This window comes from Pantoea sp., assembly GCF_039594315.1.
In the GTDB taxonomy this organism is placed as follows: domain Bacteria; phylum Pseudomonadota; class Gammaproteobacteria; order Enterobacterales; family Enterobacteriaceae; genus Pantoea.
The window spans coordinates 1-13,433 of sequence record NZ_JBCNNP010000003.1 but is presented as its reverse complement, the minus strand read 5'-3'; the positions used below and the strand labels follow the sequence as shown (position 1 = coordinate 13,433).

Annotated in this window: 13 protein-coding genes; 9 read left to right on the top strand and 4 right to left on the bottom strand. The window is 54.3% G+C overall.

All coding sequences use genetic code 11. The features are described 5' to 3' along the window. Nucleotides 1-152 precede the first annotated feature (152 nt). A complete protein-coding gene (locus ABDW13_RS03155) occupies nt 153-1,562 on the bottom strand; it encodes an MFS transporter (protein ID WP_343550954.1) in 1,410 nt (469 codons plus the stop codon). Between the two features lie 115 nt (nt 1,563-1,677). Here ABDW13_RS03155 and ABDW13_RS03150 point away from each other — a divergent pair, with 115 nt between their 5' ends. Beyond that, nucleotides 1,678-2,532, top strand: a complete 855-nt coding sequence (locus ABDW13_RS03150; RefSeq protein WP_343550953.1) for a helix-turn-helix transcriptional regulator — start codon at nt 1,678-1,680, stop codon at nt 2,530-2,532. Here the strand turns inward: ABDW13_RS03150 and ABDW13_RS03145 are convergent. After that, on the bottom strand, nt 2,522-3,505 hold the full coding sequence (locus ABDW13_RS03145) for a capsular polysaccharide synthesis protein (protein ID WP_343550952.1): 984 nt from the start codon (nt 3,503-3,505) through the stop codon (nt 2,522-2,524). The genes ABDW13_RS03150 and ABDW13_RS03145 overlap by 11 nt on opposite strands. Before the next feature lie 210 nt (nt 3,506-3,715). Continuing rightward, on the bottom strand, nt 3,716-4,741 hold the full coding sequence (locus tag ABDW13_RS03140) for a Gfo/Idh/MocA family oxidoreductase (RefSeq protein WP_343550951.1): 1,026 nt from the start codon (nt 4,739-4,741) through the stop codon (nt 3,716-3,718). 254 nt (nt 4,742-4,995) lie between these two features. Between ABDW13_RS03140 and ABDW13_RS03135 the strand changes: the two genes are divergently transcribed. From ABDW13_RS03135 to crtB, 5 genes are read left to right on the top strand one after another with little or no spacing between them, the layout of a single operon-like run. Further along, complete coding sequence (locus ABDW13_RS03135) at nt 4,996-5,901, top strand: polyprenyl synthetase family protein (RefSeq protein ID WP_343550950.1); 906 nt, start codon at nt 4,996-4,998, stop codon at nt 5,899-5,901. Nucleotides 5,902-5,915: 14 nt separating this feature from the next. Continuing rightward, nucleotides 5,916-7,193, top strand: a complete 1,278-nt coding sequence (locus tag ABDW13_RS03130; protein WP_343550949.1) for a glycosyltransferase — start codon at nt 5,916-5,918, stop codon at nt 7,191-7,193. Next, the gene (gene crtY / locus ABDW13_RS03125) at nt 7,193-8,356 is read left to right on the top strand and encodes a lycopene beta-cyclase CrtY (RefSeq protein WP_343550948.1); all 1,164 of its coding nucleotides are present in this window, start codon (nt 7,193-7,195) and stop codon (nt 8,354-8,356) included. The genes ABDW13_RS03130 and crtY overlap by 1 nt, the downstream gene beginning before the upstream one ends. Further along, nucleotides 8,353-9,834 (top strand): phytoene desaturase, encoded by a 1,482-nt coding sequence (locus ABDW13_RS03120; protein WP_343550947.1) that lies wholly within the window; start codon nt 8,353-8,355, stop codon nt 9,832-9,834. Before crtY ends, ABDW13_RS03120 begins: the two co-directional genes overlap by 4 nt. Further along, nucleotides 9,831-10,760 carry a 15-cis-phytoene synthase CrtB gene (crtB, locus tag ABDW13_RS03115; protein WP_343550946.1) on the top strand — a complete coding sequence of 310 codons (930 nt, stop codon included), beginning with the start codon at nt 9,831-9,833 and terminating at the stop codon, nt 10,758-10,760. Before ABDW13_RS03120 ends, crtB begins: the two co-directional genes overlap by 4 nt. On the opposite strand, the gene ABDW13_RS03110 is transcribed toward crtB, so the two are convergent. Next, nucleotides 10,699-11,232, bottom strand: coding sequence for a sterol desaturase family protein (locus tag ABDW13_RS03110; RefSeq protein WP_343550945.1), 534 nt, complete (start codon nt 11,230-11,232; stop codon nt 10,699-10,701). The genes crtB and ABDW13_RS03110 overlap by 62 nt on opposite strands. A 188-nt stretch (nt 11,233-11,420) precedes the next feature. On the opposite strand from ABDW13_RS03110, the gene ABDW13_RS03105 reads away from it, so the two are divergent. The 3 genes from ABDW13_RS03105 to ABDW13_RS03095 all read left to right on the top strand — a co-directional run bounded on the left by ABDW13_RS03105 (nt 11,421) and on the right by ABDW13_RS03095 (nt 13,292). Next, entirely contained in the window at nt 11,421-11,660 is a 240-nt protein-coding gene (locus ABDW13_RS03105) for a type II toxin-antitoxin system CcdA family antitoxin (RefSeq protein ID WP_343550944.1), read from the top strand. Between the two features lie 2 nt (nt 11,661-11,662). Beyond that, entirely contained in the window at nt 11,663-11,971 is a 309-nt protein-coding gene (locus ABDW13_RS03100; protein ID WP_343550943.1) for a CcdB family protein, read from the top strand. 130 nt (nt 11,972-12,101) lie between these two features. Next, nucleotides 12,102-13,292 carry an MFS transporter gene (locus ABDW13_RS03095; protein WP_343550942.1) on the top strand — a complete coding sequence of 397 codons (1,191 nt, stop codon included), beginning with the start codon at nt 12,102-12,104 and terminating at the stop codon, nt 13,290-13,292. Nucleotides 13,293-13,433: the final 141 nt, after the last annotated feature.

Here is a 13,433-nt window from a genome sequence, read left to right as displayed (position 1 = left end):
AAAACGGGCTGAACATGCGGTTCAGCCCGTGATTGCGGCGATATGTTCCGGAAAAAAGACCGCTGAGCCAAAGGTAAATTCAGCGCGACTCACGGATTTTCGTTTGTTTTACAATAAGCTGAAACGTCCCTGTCGAAACCACTTCACAAGAATTACCCTTCTGCCGCCACCGGCTGGAATGTGCGGCGATTAAGGCTGGTTAAAATCACCAACACCACCATCATCGCCAACTCCACGCCGAGCGTGCCGGTAATCGCAGTTAAATGATTACCGTGCATATTGATCTGCGTGAAGACGCCACCCAGCAACATTGGGCCTAAACCCAATGCCGATTGTTGTACCGTCGAGAGCACCGCGCTGCCCGCACCGGCTTGATGATGCGGTACACCGCTCATGCCAATGCGATAGAAGGTGCTAACGATAAACGACTGACCAAAACCAATCAGCACCGTGGCAGGAATCAGGGTGAAAATGCCGACCTGCGGCCAGGCAAATTGCAATGTGGCAATCAAGGCAAGCAGACCCACCATTTGAATGCCGCAACCCATCAGCAACGTGGCGCGTTTGCCAAAGCGTTCAACGATGCGCGTCGATTGCATCGCGCCGATAAAATAAGCCAGGCCGAGGGCGATAAAGGCGTTACCGGATTGGAATGCGGTTAGCCCTAAACCGGCTTGCAGCGTCAGCGCCACCGAGAACATGAAGCCGCTCCAGCAGGAGAAAAACAGCACCGCCAGTGTCAAGCCAAAACGTACGCTCGGCAGACGCAGCAGCGAAGGCGGCAGCAGCGGCGCGCCGTTAGCGGCTTCCAGACGCAGCGAGGTTTGGCGCAGACGATGTAAAAACAGTGGGAACAGCACCAGCAGCAGAATGCACGGCCATGACCAATGCAATAACGGGCCGAGCGCCAGCGCCAACATCAGGCAACCAATCGCCCCCGCCAGCAGCAACGTGCCGCTGACATCCACCGGCACGCGTTGGCTGTTTTGCGTTTCTGGCACAAAGCGGCGCGCGGTGATCAACACAAACAGGCAGATCGGCAGGTTAATCAGGAACACGCTGCGCCAGCCGTAGCCACCGATATCCGCTTTGATCAGAAAACCGCCTAACACCTGGCCGATGATAAAGGCCAAGCCACCGATGCCGCCGTACAAACCAATCGCACGTGCGTGTGCTCTGCCCTTCAAGGTGATGTGCAGCGTGGCAAGAATTTGCGGCACGATAAACGCCGCGCCCACACCTTGCAGCGCGCGGGCAAACATCAACAATCCAACGCTGTTGGCGATGCCGCATAATAAAGATGCAATACCAAAGGTCCATACTCCCGCCAGAAATACCCGACGACGACCGTAGTTGTCGCCGAGGCGTCCACCCATCGCCAGACAAATGGCAAAGGCAATACCGTACACCGCAACAATCAGCGCCAGTTCGATGGCGGTGGCTTGCAGCGAGTGGGCCATCGCGTCTAACGCCACGTTGACAATGGAAAAGTCGATCATCGGTAGCAGTTGTCCGGCAAGCAGGACCATCAATCCTGTTCGTTGAAGTTGCGATGTGTGCATAGGTTTTACTCTTGTTTTTGGTTGCAGTACGGCATAGCATCACCTAACCGTTAAACGGGTACCAGTTCTTGTTTATCATGGTATAAACACTACCCGTCTTGTTAAGGATCTGTGTATGCACCTCGCTTCCACGCCCGTCACCGCTGAACACAACAACCGCAAATTATTGGGCACTTTTCTGCGCACCAGACGCGAAAATCTCGATCCCAATCGCCTCGGTTTGCCGCGCATGCGTCATCGCCGCACGCCGGGTTTACGCCGCGAAGAAGTGGCGCAGTTGGCCGATGTTGGCGTGACCTGGTACACCTGGCTGGAACAAGGGCGCGATATCAAAGCTTCGCCGAAAACCCTGACCGCGATTGCGGCAGCGTTGCAATGCAATGATGTGGAAACCCAGCATTTATTCTCGCTGGCGGGACATGCGTTGCCTTCGGTGCGTGTGGCCGCCGCCTGCTGCAAAATTGCCGCGCATAATCAGCAGATGCTGGATGCCATCCAGTTACCGGCGATTATTGAAACGCCGCGCTTCGATATCCTCGGCTATAACGCCGCGTGGTGTGGATTAATGGGCGTGGATTTGGCGGAAATCGCGCCGGAAGATCGCAACTGCATCTGGCTGGCGTTCAATCACCCGGTTTGGCGCAAAGTGATTCGCGATTGGGACGAGGTGATGCCGCAAATGGTGGCGATGTTTCGTGGGCAAATGGGCGAGCATCTGGGCGATCCGCATTGGGAAAACTTCCTAGCACGGCTGCTGAACAGCTCTGATGAATTTGCACATACCTGGCAGCGTTACGAATTGGGCCAGGTGGAGAATCGCGTCAAACGTTTTTATCGCGAGGAAGTCGGCGAAATGACGCTGCGCCAGAATAACTGGTGGTCGGCTTCACGCAACGGCGATCGTTTGCTGGTCTACGTGCCGGACGATGCAACCAGCGCCACATCGCTTCAGCAGTTGATTAATTCGTAATTTTGGTCAGCGCCTGCGGACGTGTGTTTTGCGGGCTGGGCAACAACACCCGGCCCAGCAGACTATCTTTGTTGACCACGCCATATTTCAGGTTGGTTTCGAGATATTTGCGATCCAAGCCGGTCAGTTTTGTTAACGGCGGCAGCACCGTCGGTAAGCGATCCACCATCAGCATGCGGCTTAACTTCACCGGCCGCCATTCCGCCAGGCTTTGATACAACAACGCGCAGGCTTCACATTTGCGCAGATAGAAGTTGTATTGATTGTTTTCCCGCAGCGCCTGCTGCTGGGCGATATACACCACTAAATAATCCGGCGGCGTAATGCCCTGCACAATGGTTTCGTAATTTGGCAGCGCTAACAGCTGGCGGAAAAATTCCTCTGCGCCAACCTCAATGATCGGACGGAAATAGTGCAGCCAGCGACCGATAAAGGCGTTATTTTTCGGTGCAGCGAGGAACCAGGATTCAATCACCGGATAGGCTTTATCGAGAGTTGAACCATCGCGATAGAAGGCGATCAGGTCATAATTATCCGCAGCATTCACCGCCAGCAATTCGTCCAGCGTACGGTTGAGAATGATGGTGGCATCCATCCAAATCCCGCCATAACGATGCAGCAGCTCTAACCTGATCACGTCGCTTTTGTGCGAAGGACGCATATCGCGATGCACAAATTCCAAATCAGGAAGATAAGATTTGATGTTCAGATTATTAATCACCGTAACCTGATAGCCTGGATTTTCACGGATGATTTTATCCACGAAGATTTGTACTTCAGCAGGTAAGGTTTCGCTTTCCCAATACATCCATACCTGACGTGGAATAGCGGCGGGCGCGTTTTGCTGGGAAAACAGATTGATATCTTGTTCCAGCGCGGGATTGTATTCCGGCAACGTGCGGCGTTTAGTGAATTTTTTTTCCGCCAGTAAACATAGCGAAACCAGATGTGTTTTGAATTTATTGTTTTTCATCATTCCTGCCGCAGGTAGCCAATTTTCGCCCCAAAAGTGGCTCAAAATTAACAAACGGCGGTGATTCCGACAATTTAATAACGCGGAAATGGAACACTTTAAGAGAATACGGAGGGAGCGAAATGTGCGAATGGGTCACCATAAATGGCGACCTTACAGGTTTTCGTAGGGTCGTCATTTATGACGACCTCATTCGATCAATTGAAACAACTATTCCAATTCCACCACACGGTTTTCACGCGCGCTGATAAACGCGGCATCCAACACCGCCAGCACACTGATTGCTTGCTCGGTGGTCACTGGCGGTAGCGTGCCATTGCGCACCGCCTCGGCAAACTGTTGGTAATATTGGTGATAGGCGCCCTGCTCCGATGGCACCAACTGGTCGCCATCCGTTTTGTGCAAACTGCCCCAGCTTTCGCGCGGCTCGTAGCCCCAACCGGCCAAATCATCCGCCGGACGTTTCCCGGCATAAATATCTTGTGCCTGCACATCGGTGCCGTGCGACAGGTAGCTGCCTTCATCACCGTACAAACGCAGTTCGCGGCACTTCATGTGATTAATTTTGGTAGCGGAAACGTAGGAGTGCGTGCCGTTGTGATGGGTTAAGGTCAGCATAAAACTGGCATCGGTTGGCCCAACCGGCAATTCAACGAAATTCATTTGCGCATACACCGATTTCACCGGCCCCATCAGCCAAATCGCCTGATCAACAATGTGGCTACCTAAATCGCGCAGCAAGCCGCCGGTTGGTCCACCTTCCAGCGTCAGCGCATCGTCAAAATCCATGCGGTTATGCAAACGCCACACTTTGCCAACGCGTTGTTCATCGAGGATTTTTTTCAGCGTCAAGATGTCCGCATCGTAACGGCGATTGTGGTAAACGCTCAGCACCACACCTTTTTTCGCGGCTGCTGCGGCTAATTCGCGCCCGGTCTTCGCATCCGGTGCAAACGGCTTGTCGGCAATCACCGCCACGCCCGCTTCAATGGCTTCCAACACTAATTCGCGACGCGTTTGCGGCGGCGTGGTGATGGTGACGATATCCATGCCCGCCGCCAGCATCTCAGTCAGGCTGGCGTAAATCGGCACATCGGGAAAATCTGCTTTCGCTCGCGCCACGGTTGCAGGAGCGCGAGCAACAATCCCCGCCAGCTCCAGGCCTTGTGCCGCGTTAATGAAAGGTGCGTGAAAGTATTTTCCGCCACCGCCGTAGCCCACAATGCCAATTTTCATGCTGCCTCCGTGTGAGATGAATCGGGATTAACCTGTTTAGTAATAACATATTTGCAACAACTTAAAACGTTCAATCCACCACATTTGGCATAAAAATATCATTTTTGATAAAAGTGGCTTTATTGCACCGAGGCGAGATTACTTTTCATCGATGCAAACTGCTGTAACACCCCTTGCACGCTGGCGAACTCACCTTACGCAGTCTACGGTTAATCAAAAAAGCATAAAAATTTCATCAACCATGGAAAGCCGCTATGACCGCCCATGTCGACACCACAGCACCTCTGGAAAGTGAACTTCATCAGTTGCAGCAAATTTTACAGGCGCATCTTGAGCATCTATTGCCTGCTGGACAGCAATCGGATCAGGTTAGAGCCGCGATGCGTGCCGGTACACTGGCACACGGTAAACGCATTCGCCCGTTATTGCTGCTGCTCGCAGCGCGCGACATGGGCTGCGAATCGTCGCAGCATGGCGTGCTTGATCTCGCCTGTGCGGTGGAGATGGTGCACGCGGCATCGCTGATTCTCGATGATATTCCTTCGATGGATAACGCGCAGATGCGCCGTGGTCGTCCAACAGTACATCGTGAATTTGGCGAGAATGTGGCGATTTTGGCGGCGATCGCGCTGCTAAGTCGCGCCTTTGAAGTGATTGCCGTTGCGCCCGGCTTACCCGCGCTCCACAAGTCCGAAGCCATTGCCGAACTCTCTTCCGCCGTAGGTTTACAAGGTTTGGTGCAAGGGCAATTCCAGGATCTGCATGATGGCGCGCAGAGCCGCAGCCCAGAAGCTATCGCCATCACTAATGAACTGAAAACCAGCGTGCTGTTTCGTGCCACTTTGCAGATGGCGGCAATTGCCGCAGATGCCTCGCCGCAGGTGCGTCAGCGCCTCAGTTTCTTCGCCCAGGATTTGGGACAGGCTTTCCAGTTGCTAGATGATCTGATCGACGGTTGCCAGCACACCGGCAAAGATCGCCATCAGGATCAGGGTAAATCCACCTTAGTGCAGATGCTGGGTGCCGACGGTGCAGAACGCCGCTTGCGCGATCACCTGCAAAGCGCTGATGCGCATCTCGCCTGCGCCTGTCATCGCGGCATCGCCACACGTCAATATATGCACGCCCTGTTTAATCAACAGTTGGCGATGTTCCACTGAACGCGGCTCCGCCGATGGGCCATTTCGCGGTGATCGCGCCGCCGTTGTACAGCCATTTCCATGCGTTGCAGGCACTCGCACAAACGCTGCTGGCGCGCGGCCATCGCATCACCTTTATTCAACAGGCTGATGCGCGCAACTTATTGAATGATCAACGCATCGGCTTTGCTTCGGTCGGTGATCAGACCTATCCAGCCGGTTCGCTGGCGGCGGTATTACAGCGTTTGGCGGCACCGGGCGGTTTATCGTTGTTTCACGTGATTCGCGATCTGGCGGCAAGCACCGACATGCTGTGCCGCGAGCTGCCCGCAATGTTTAAGTCACTCAAAATCGATGGGGTGATTGCCGATGAAATGGAAGCCGCGGGCGGTTTGGTGGCTGAAGCCTTGCGCCTGCCATTTGTTTCCGTGGCGTGCGCATTGCCGGTGAATCGTGAAGCCAGCATTCCGCTCGCCGTGATGCCTTTCCGGTACGCGCAGGATGAGAAAGCGCTCAAACGTTTTCAGGCCAGCAGCGATATCTACGACCGGCTGATGCGACGTCACGCCGAGGTGATCGCTAAACATGCCGCTGCGTTTGGCTTAACGCCACGTCGCGGCCTGCATCAATGCCTGTCGCCGCTGGCGCAAATCAGCCAAATGGTGCCGGCGTTTGATTTCCCGCGCCAGCAGCTGCCCGCCTGTTTTCATGCCGTTGGGCCACTGCGCGCGCCGGTTACGGCTCCAAAGCCTGACATTCCGTGGCCCGAACTGCATCAACCCGTGGTTTATTGTTCACTAGGCACGCTGCAAGGTCATCGTTTTAGCTTGTTTCAGCACTTGGCGCAGGCGTGCCGCGCGCAGCGATTATCATTAGTGATCGCTCATTGTGGTGGCCTCGATGCCCATCAAGTGCGCCAACTTGAACTGGCTGGTGCCGCGTGGGTTACTGATTTTGTCGATCAGCGCGCCGCCTTGCAGCACGCACAACTGTTTATCACGCATGCCGGATTGAACAGCGCGTTGGAGGCGTTGGAATGCGGTACGCCGATGCTGGCGCTGCCGATTGCCTTTGATCAACCGGGCGTGGCCGCGCGGATTGAATGGCATGGTGTCGGCCGCCGCGCATCGCGTTTTAGCCGGGTTCATCAATTGGAACATCATCTACAAAAACTGTTGGCTGACGATCGCTACAAGCGGCGAATGTCGGCCATTCAAGCGCAGTTACAACGCGCGGGTGGCTGTGAACGTGCGGCAGACATTGTTGAACTGGCGCTGTGTCAGCAGCAAGTTGTGCTGGCGGAGGCCACCTGATGCAGCCTGATTATGATGTGATTCTGGTGGGTGCTGGCCTGGCGAATGGTTTGATTGCGCTGCGTCTGCGCCAGTTGCAACCGCAACTCAAATGCTTGCTGTTGGAAAGCGATGCCCAGCCAGCGGGCAATCATACCTGGTCGTTTCATCGCAGCGACCTCAGCGCAGAACAATTTAGCTGGCTGGAGCCGCTGATTTCAGTGCGCTGGCCAGGCTATCAGGTACGCTTCCCCGCGCTGCGCCGTAATTGTGGTGGTGAATATTGCTCGATTGCTTCGGAAGATTTTGCGCGTCAGTTGATAGATGTGATGAGCGAGCATCTTTGGACAAATGCGGCGGTAAGCGCGCTTAGCCCAACGCACGTCACGCTTGCCGATGGGCGAAAGTTGCCAGCAAAAGTGGTGATTGATGGCCGCGGTTTGCAACAAACGCCGCATCTCCAGCTTGGTTTTCAGGTATTTATCGGCCAGGAATGGCAAACGATGCAGCCGCACGGTTTAACCCAGCCAATTTTAATGGATGCCACCGTCGATCAGCGCGATGGCTATCGTTTTGTTTACTCGCTGCCGCTCAGCGCCGACCGGCTGCTGATTGAAGACACCCATTACGTCAATCAACCTATGTTGGATGCAGGCGTTGCGCGTCAACATATCAATGAATACGCGCAGCAACAAGGTTGGATGCTGAAGTCGCTGTTGCGTGAAGAGCGCGGAATTCTGCCGATCACCCTAAGCGGCGATATCAATCAATTCTGGCAACAGCAGCGCGACCAACCGTGCAGCGGCCTGCGTGCCGGATTGTTTCATGCCACCACCGGCTATTCCTTGCCATCCGCAGTGGCGCTGGCCGATCTGATTAGCCGTCATTTGCCCTGCGATGCGCAAACGCTTAGCCAGCACATTGAACATTTCGCCCGCCAACAATGGCGTGAGCAACGCTTCTTTCGCTTATTAAATCGCATGCTGTTTCTCGCCGGTGAACCGCAACAGCGCTGGCGCGTGATGCAACGCTTTTATCGACTTGATGGCGGATTGATTCGCCGTTTTTACGCCGGGCAACTACGACTCAGTGATAAAGCCCGCATTCTGTGTGGCAAACCGCCAGTGCCAGTCGGCGAAGCCATCCGTGCTTTGCTGACCGAACCAACAGGGAAGACAAAATGAAACGCACTTTTGTAATTGGCGCTGGCTTTGGTGGCCTGGCGCTGGCAATTCGTCTGCAAGCGGCAGGCATTCCCACCACACTGCTCGAGCAGCGCGACAAGCCCGGTGGACGCGCCTATGTCTGGCAGGATCAGGGATTTACTTTTGATGCCGGGCCAACGGTGATCACCGATCCCAGCGCCATTGAAGAGTTGTTCCAGCTGGCGGACAAATCACTCAGCGATTACGTCGAGATGATGCCGGTTACGCCCTTCTATCGCTTGTGTTGGGAAGATGGCAAACGCTTTGATTACGACAACAATCAAACCTTGCTGGAGCAGCAGATTGCCGAATTTAACCCGCAAGATGTCGCCGGTTATCGGGAATTTCTCAGCTACTCGCGCGCGGTATTCAAAGAAGGTTATCTCAAGCTTGGCACGGTGCCATTTCTGCACTTCCGCGACATGTTAAGCGTTGCGCCACAGCTGGGCCGTTTGCAGGCCTGGCGCAGCGTTTACAGTATGGTGGCAAAATTTATACAGGATGATCACCTGCGTCAGGCATTTTCCTTTCACTCGCTGCTGGTCGGCGGTAATCCTTTTGCAACGTCGTCGATCTATACCTTAATTCATGCGCTGGAACGCGAATGGGGTGTGTGGTTTCCGCGCGGCGGCACTGGCGCGCTGGTGCAAGGAATGGCGCGACTATTTACCGATCTCGGTGGTGAATTGCTGCTGAATGCCGAAGTGAATCAGCTGGAAACCCAGGGCGATCGCATTAGCGGCGTGCAATTAAAAGATGGACGCCGTTTTGACGCCGCCGCCGTGGCCTCGAATGCGGATGTGGTGCACACCTACGATCGCTTGTTGCGCCATCATCCTGCTGCGCAAAAACGTGCTGCTACGCTGAAAAAAAAACGTATGAGCAACTCGTTGTTTGTGCTCTATTTTGGTTTGAATCAGCCGCATCCTCAATTGGCGCATCACACCGTGTGTTTTGGTCCGCGCTATCGCGAGCTGATTGACGAAATTTTTAACAGCAATCAACTGGCAGATGACTTTTCGTTGTATCTGCATGCGCCATGCTGTAGCGATCCGTCGCTGGCGCCGCCGGGCTGCGGCAGCTTTTACGTATTGGCACCGGTGCCGCATCTCGGCACTGCCGACATCGACTGGCAACAGGAAGGACCGCGCTTGCGCGATCGAATTTTTGCTTATCTGGAGCAACACTACATGCCGGGATTACGTCAGCAATTGGTGACACACAGAATGTTTACGCCGTTTGATTTTCGCGACACGCTGCATGCCCATCATGGCTCGGCGTTTTCGCTGGAGCCGATTTTGACGCAAAGCGCCTGGTTCCGTCCGCATAATCGCGATGCCGCTATTCGCAATCTCTATTTGGTCGGCGCGGGAACCCATCCCGGCGCGGGCGTGCCCGGCGTGATAGGTTCCGCCAAAGCCACCGCCCAGCTGATGCTGGAGGATCGCGCGGAATGAATCGACAGCCCTTGCTGGAAGAAGTCACGCAAACCATGGCGCTGGGTTCGAAAAGCTTTTCCACTGCCGCCAAGTTATTTGATGCACCAACCCGCCGCAGCACCTTGATGCTGTATGCGTGGTGTCGTCACTGTGACGATGTTATTGATGGACAAACGCTCGGCGAAGGTGGCACGCAACATGCGGTTGAAGATGCTCAGGCGCGCATGCTGCATTTGCAGATTGAAACGCGTCGCGCTTACAGCGGCGCGCACATGGATGAACCGGCGTTTCGCGCGTTTCAGGAAGTGGCGCTGATCCACCAGCTTCCGCAACAGTTGGCGTTTGACCATCTCGAAGGCTTTGCCATGGATGCGCGCGAAGAACGTTATGAAAGCTTCGAGGATACGCTGCGTTACTGTTATCACGTCGCTGGCGTAGTCGGTTTAATGATGGCGCGAGTAATGGGCGTGCGCGATGAAAGCGTGCTCGATCACGCCTGCGATTTGGGCCTGGCATTTCAGTTAACCAACATCGCGCGCGATATCGTTGAAGATGCCGGTAATGGTCGTTGCTATTTGCCGAAAAGCTGGCTTGATGAGGTCGGATTGCGCGCCGATTCGCTCAGCGCGCCGCAACATCGCGCCGCTCTGGCAACTTTGGCGGCGCGTTTGGTGGCGGAAGCGGAACCTTATTACCAATCGGCGCAATCCGGTTTGCCTGGTTTGCCATTGCGTTCAGCGTGGGCGATTGCCACCGCACGTGGCGTGTATCGCGAAATTGGCGTCAAAGTGCAGAACGCCGGTGCGCACGCCTGGGATTGCCGGCAGCGCACCAGTCGCAGCGAGAAACTGGCGCTTTTGGTGAAAGGTGCTGGTTTGGCGCTTACTTCGCGTTTGGCTCGTCCCGAAGCGCGTCCGGCGGGTTTGTGGCAGCGTCCACGTTAACCTTGCGCCCGTGACGCTGGCGCAACGCCGCTTGCAATTTATGCAGCGGCGGTGCGTAAAGGAAACCAAACGACACGCACCCTTCACGTCCACGCACCGCATGATGCATGCGGTGCGCCATGTATAAACGCTTGAGATAACCTTTGCGCGGAATGTAGCGGAACGGCCAACGTTGATGCACTAAGCCATCGTGCACCATAAAATAGAGCGCGCCATAGGTAGTCATCCCCGCGCCAATCCATTGCAGCGGCCACACGCCTTGCACGCCGACATAAATCAGCACAATCGCCAGTACCGCGAACACCAGCGCGTAGAGATCGTTGAGCTCAAACTTGCCGTTGTGCGGTTCGTGATGCGACAAATGCCAGCCCCATCCCCAACCGTGCATGATGTATTTGTGCGACAACGCCGCAACAATCTCCATCAACACCACCGTCGCCAACAGGATGAGCGCATTCCATAACCAGAGCATTGTTCGTCCATTCGTCGAGAGAGCAGATAGTAAAGGTGGACGCGGATGGGCGTCGGCGCAAGTCATCTCTTGAGATGAATACCGAATGCGCCATGAAACGAAAAGTGACCATTACACATTGCACAAAAGATAATCGTTACCCATACTGGTACGCATGTTCGTACACGTGTAAATAACACGGGGGAAATATGCCATCTACAAGTGTTAGACAAAAGAAAACAGTCAGCGTAACGCTCGAACCCACCTTACTGGAGCAGGCGCGCGAAGCAGGCCTCAACCTCTCAGCCATTCTTTCACAAGCTTTGCAGCATGAAATTCGCGCCTCAGAAGCAGAAAAATGGAAGCAAGAAAATAGCGATGGTTTACAGGAACTCAACCGAATAATCGATGAACATGGCCTTTTGTCGGATGAATACAGGACGTTCTAACGATGCAATATGTTATTTATCGAAATACCAATAAGAACAGTGATTATCCTTATTTAGTGGATGTGCAAAGTGAGATTATTGGCGATTTAAAATCACGCATTGTCATTCCACTTCTCCCTGTTAGCCGATTGAAAAACAAACAAGTAAAGCGCTTAAATCCTATCATCCAGGTTGAAGGTGAAGAATTTCTTGTTATGTCTCACGAAATGGCCAGTATACGAACGTCAATCATTGGTGAGCGCATTATGGATGCCCGAGCCTATCGCCAACTCATTAAAGATTCGATTGATTTTATTTTTGACGGTTTCTGAAGACTTTACATTTTTAATGCTGCTCGCTAGTATTTGCCCTCTTTCAGCGGTTAGCGCCGCTGCGTAAGCGTTAACGTCAACCAACGCACCATATGCAGACTTGGTCTGCCTTATTCTTATGGTGCGAAAAATGACCCAATCTGCATTTTCAGCAATTCCTGCCCTGCGTCGCTCTGGTTTTTTCCTGTTCTTGCTGCTGCTCACCGCGGCAAATTTACGCACGCCAATCACCGCCGTTGGGCCGGTGCTGGAGAACATTCGTCAAACCTTTGGCCTCAGTGCCAGCGCCGCGGGTGTTATCAACTTCTTACCGCTATTGATGTTCGCCACCTTAGCGCCGCCTGCGGCCTGGTTCGGTAATCGCTTTGGTCTGGAACGCAGTTTGTGGGGCGCGTTGCTGCTGATTACCCTGGGATCGCTGATGCGCATCAGCGGCAGTGAAACGGCGTTGTGGGCCGGAACGGTGCTGCTCAGTTCCGGTATCGCGGCCGCCAACGTGCTGCTGCCACCGCTAATAAAGCGAGATTTCACCGAGCACACCGCACGCTATGTTGGGCTGTATGCGATGACCATGGCGATCACCGCCAGCATTGCCTCTGGTGTGGTGGTACCGCTGGCCGAGATGACTCGTGCCGGTTGGCGTCTTTCGCTCGCCGTGTGGCTGATTCCTGCTATCGTCGCGCTTTTCGCCTGGCTGCCCTATCTGAAAAAGCCTGCCGCTCCTGCAAACACCGCGTTAAAAACCAGCAGCAACCGCTCGCCGTGGCGCGCCGCGTTAGGCTGGCAAGTTTCACTGTTTATGGCGTGTCAGTCGCTGGTGTTTTACACCTTGATTGGCTGGTTCACCCCTTTCGCGCAAGATAATGGCATCAGCCAACTTGAAGCGGGCGGCATGTTGTTTGTCTATCAGATTGTGGCGATCGTTTCGAATTTGGCGTGCATGAGCGCATTGAAAAAATTACGCGATCAGCGGGCGATTGGTTTTCTGGCATCGCTGTCGATTTTCATCGCCGTAGCAGGATTGTTAATGGCACCAAACTACGCGCTGATGTGGTTGATTCTGGCCGGATTGGGCGCGGGCGCATCGATGGTGATTTGTCTGTCACTGTTTAATCTGCGTACTGCCGATCATTTACAGGCCTCGAAACTGTCCGGCATGGCGCAGTGCGTCGGTTACGGATTGGCGGCGCTTGGACCGTTATGTTTTGGCATGTTGCATGATGCGAGCGGCAACTGGCATGCGCCGCTGATGTTGCTGTTGGTGATTGCGGCGGTGCAGATGGTGGTGGCGACGCTGGCGGGACGCGCGCGGGTGATTTGATCGAGGTCACCATAAAGGTACAAACCGGCCACATGGGTAACACTTTAGACCGGGCACATGGGTAACAGTTATAAACGGCATAGCAGAGGAGACTCACTATGCCCTGGACTGAGAAAGTATCCATGCAGCGCCTTCAATTCA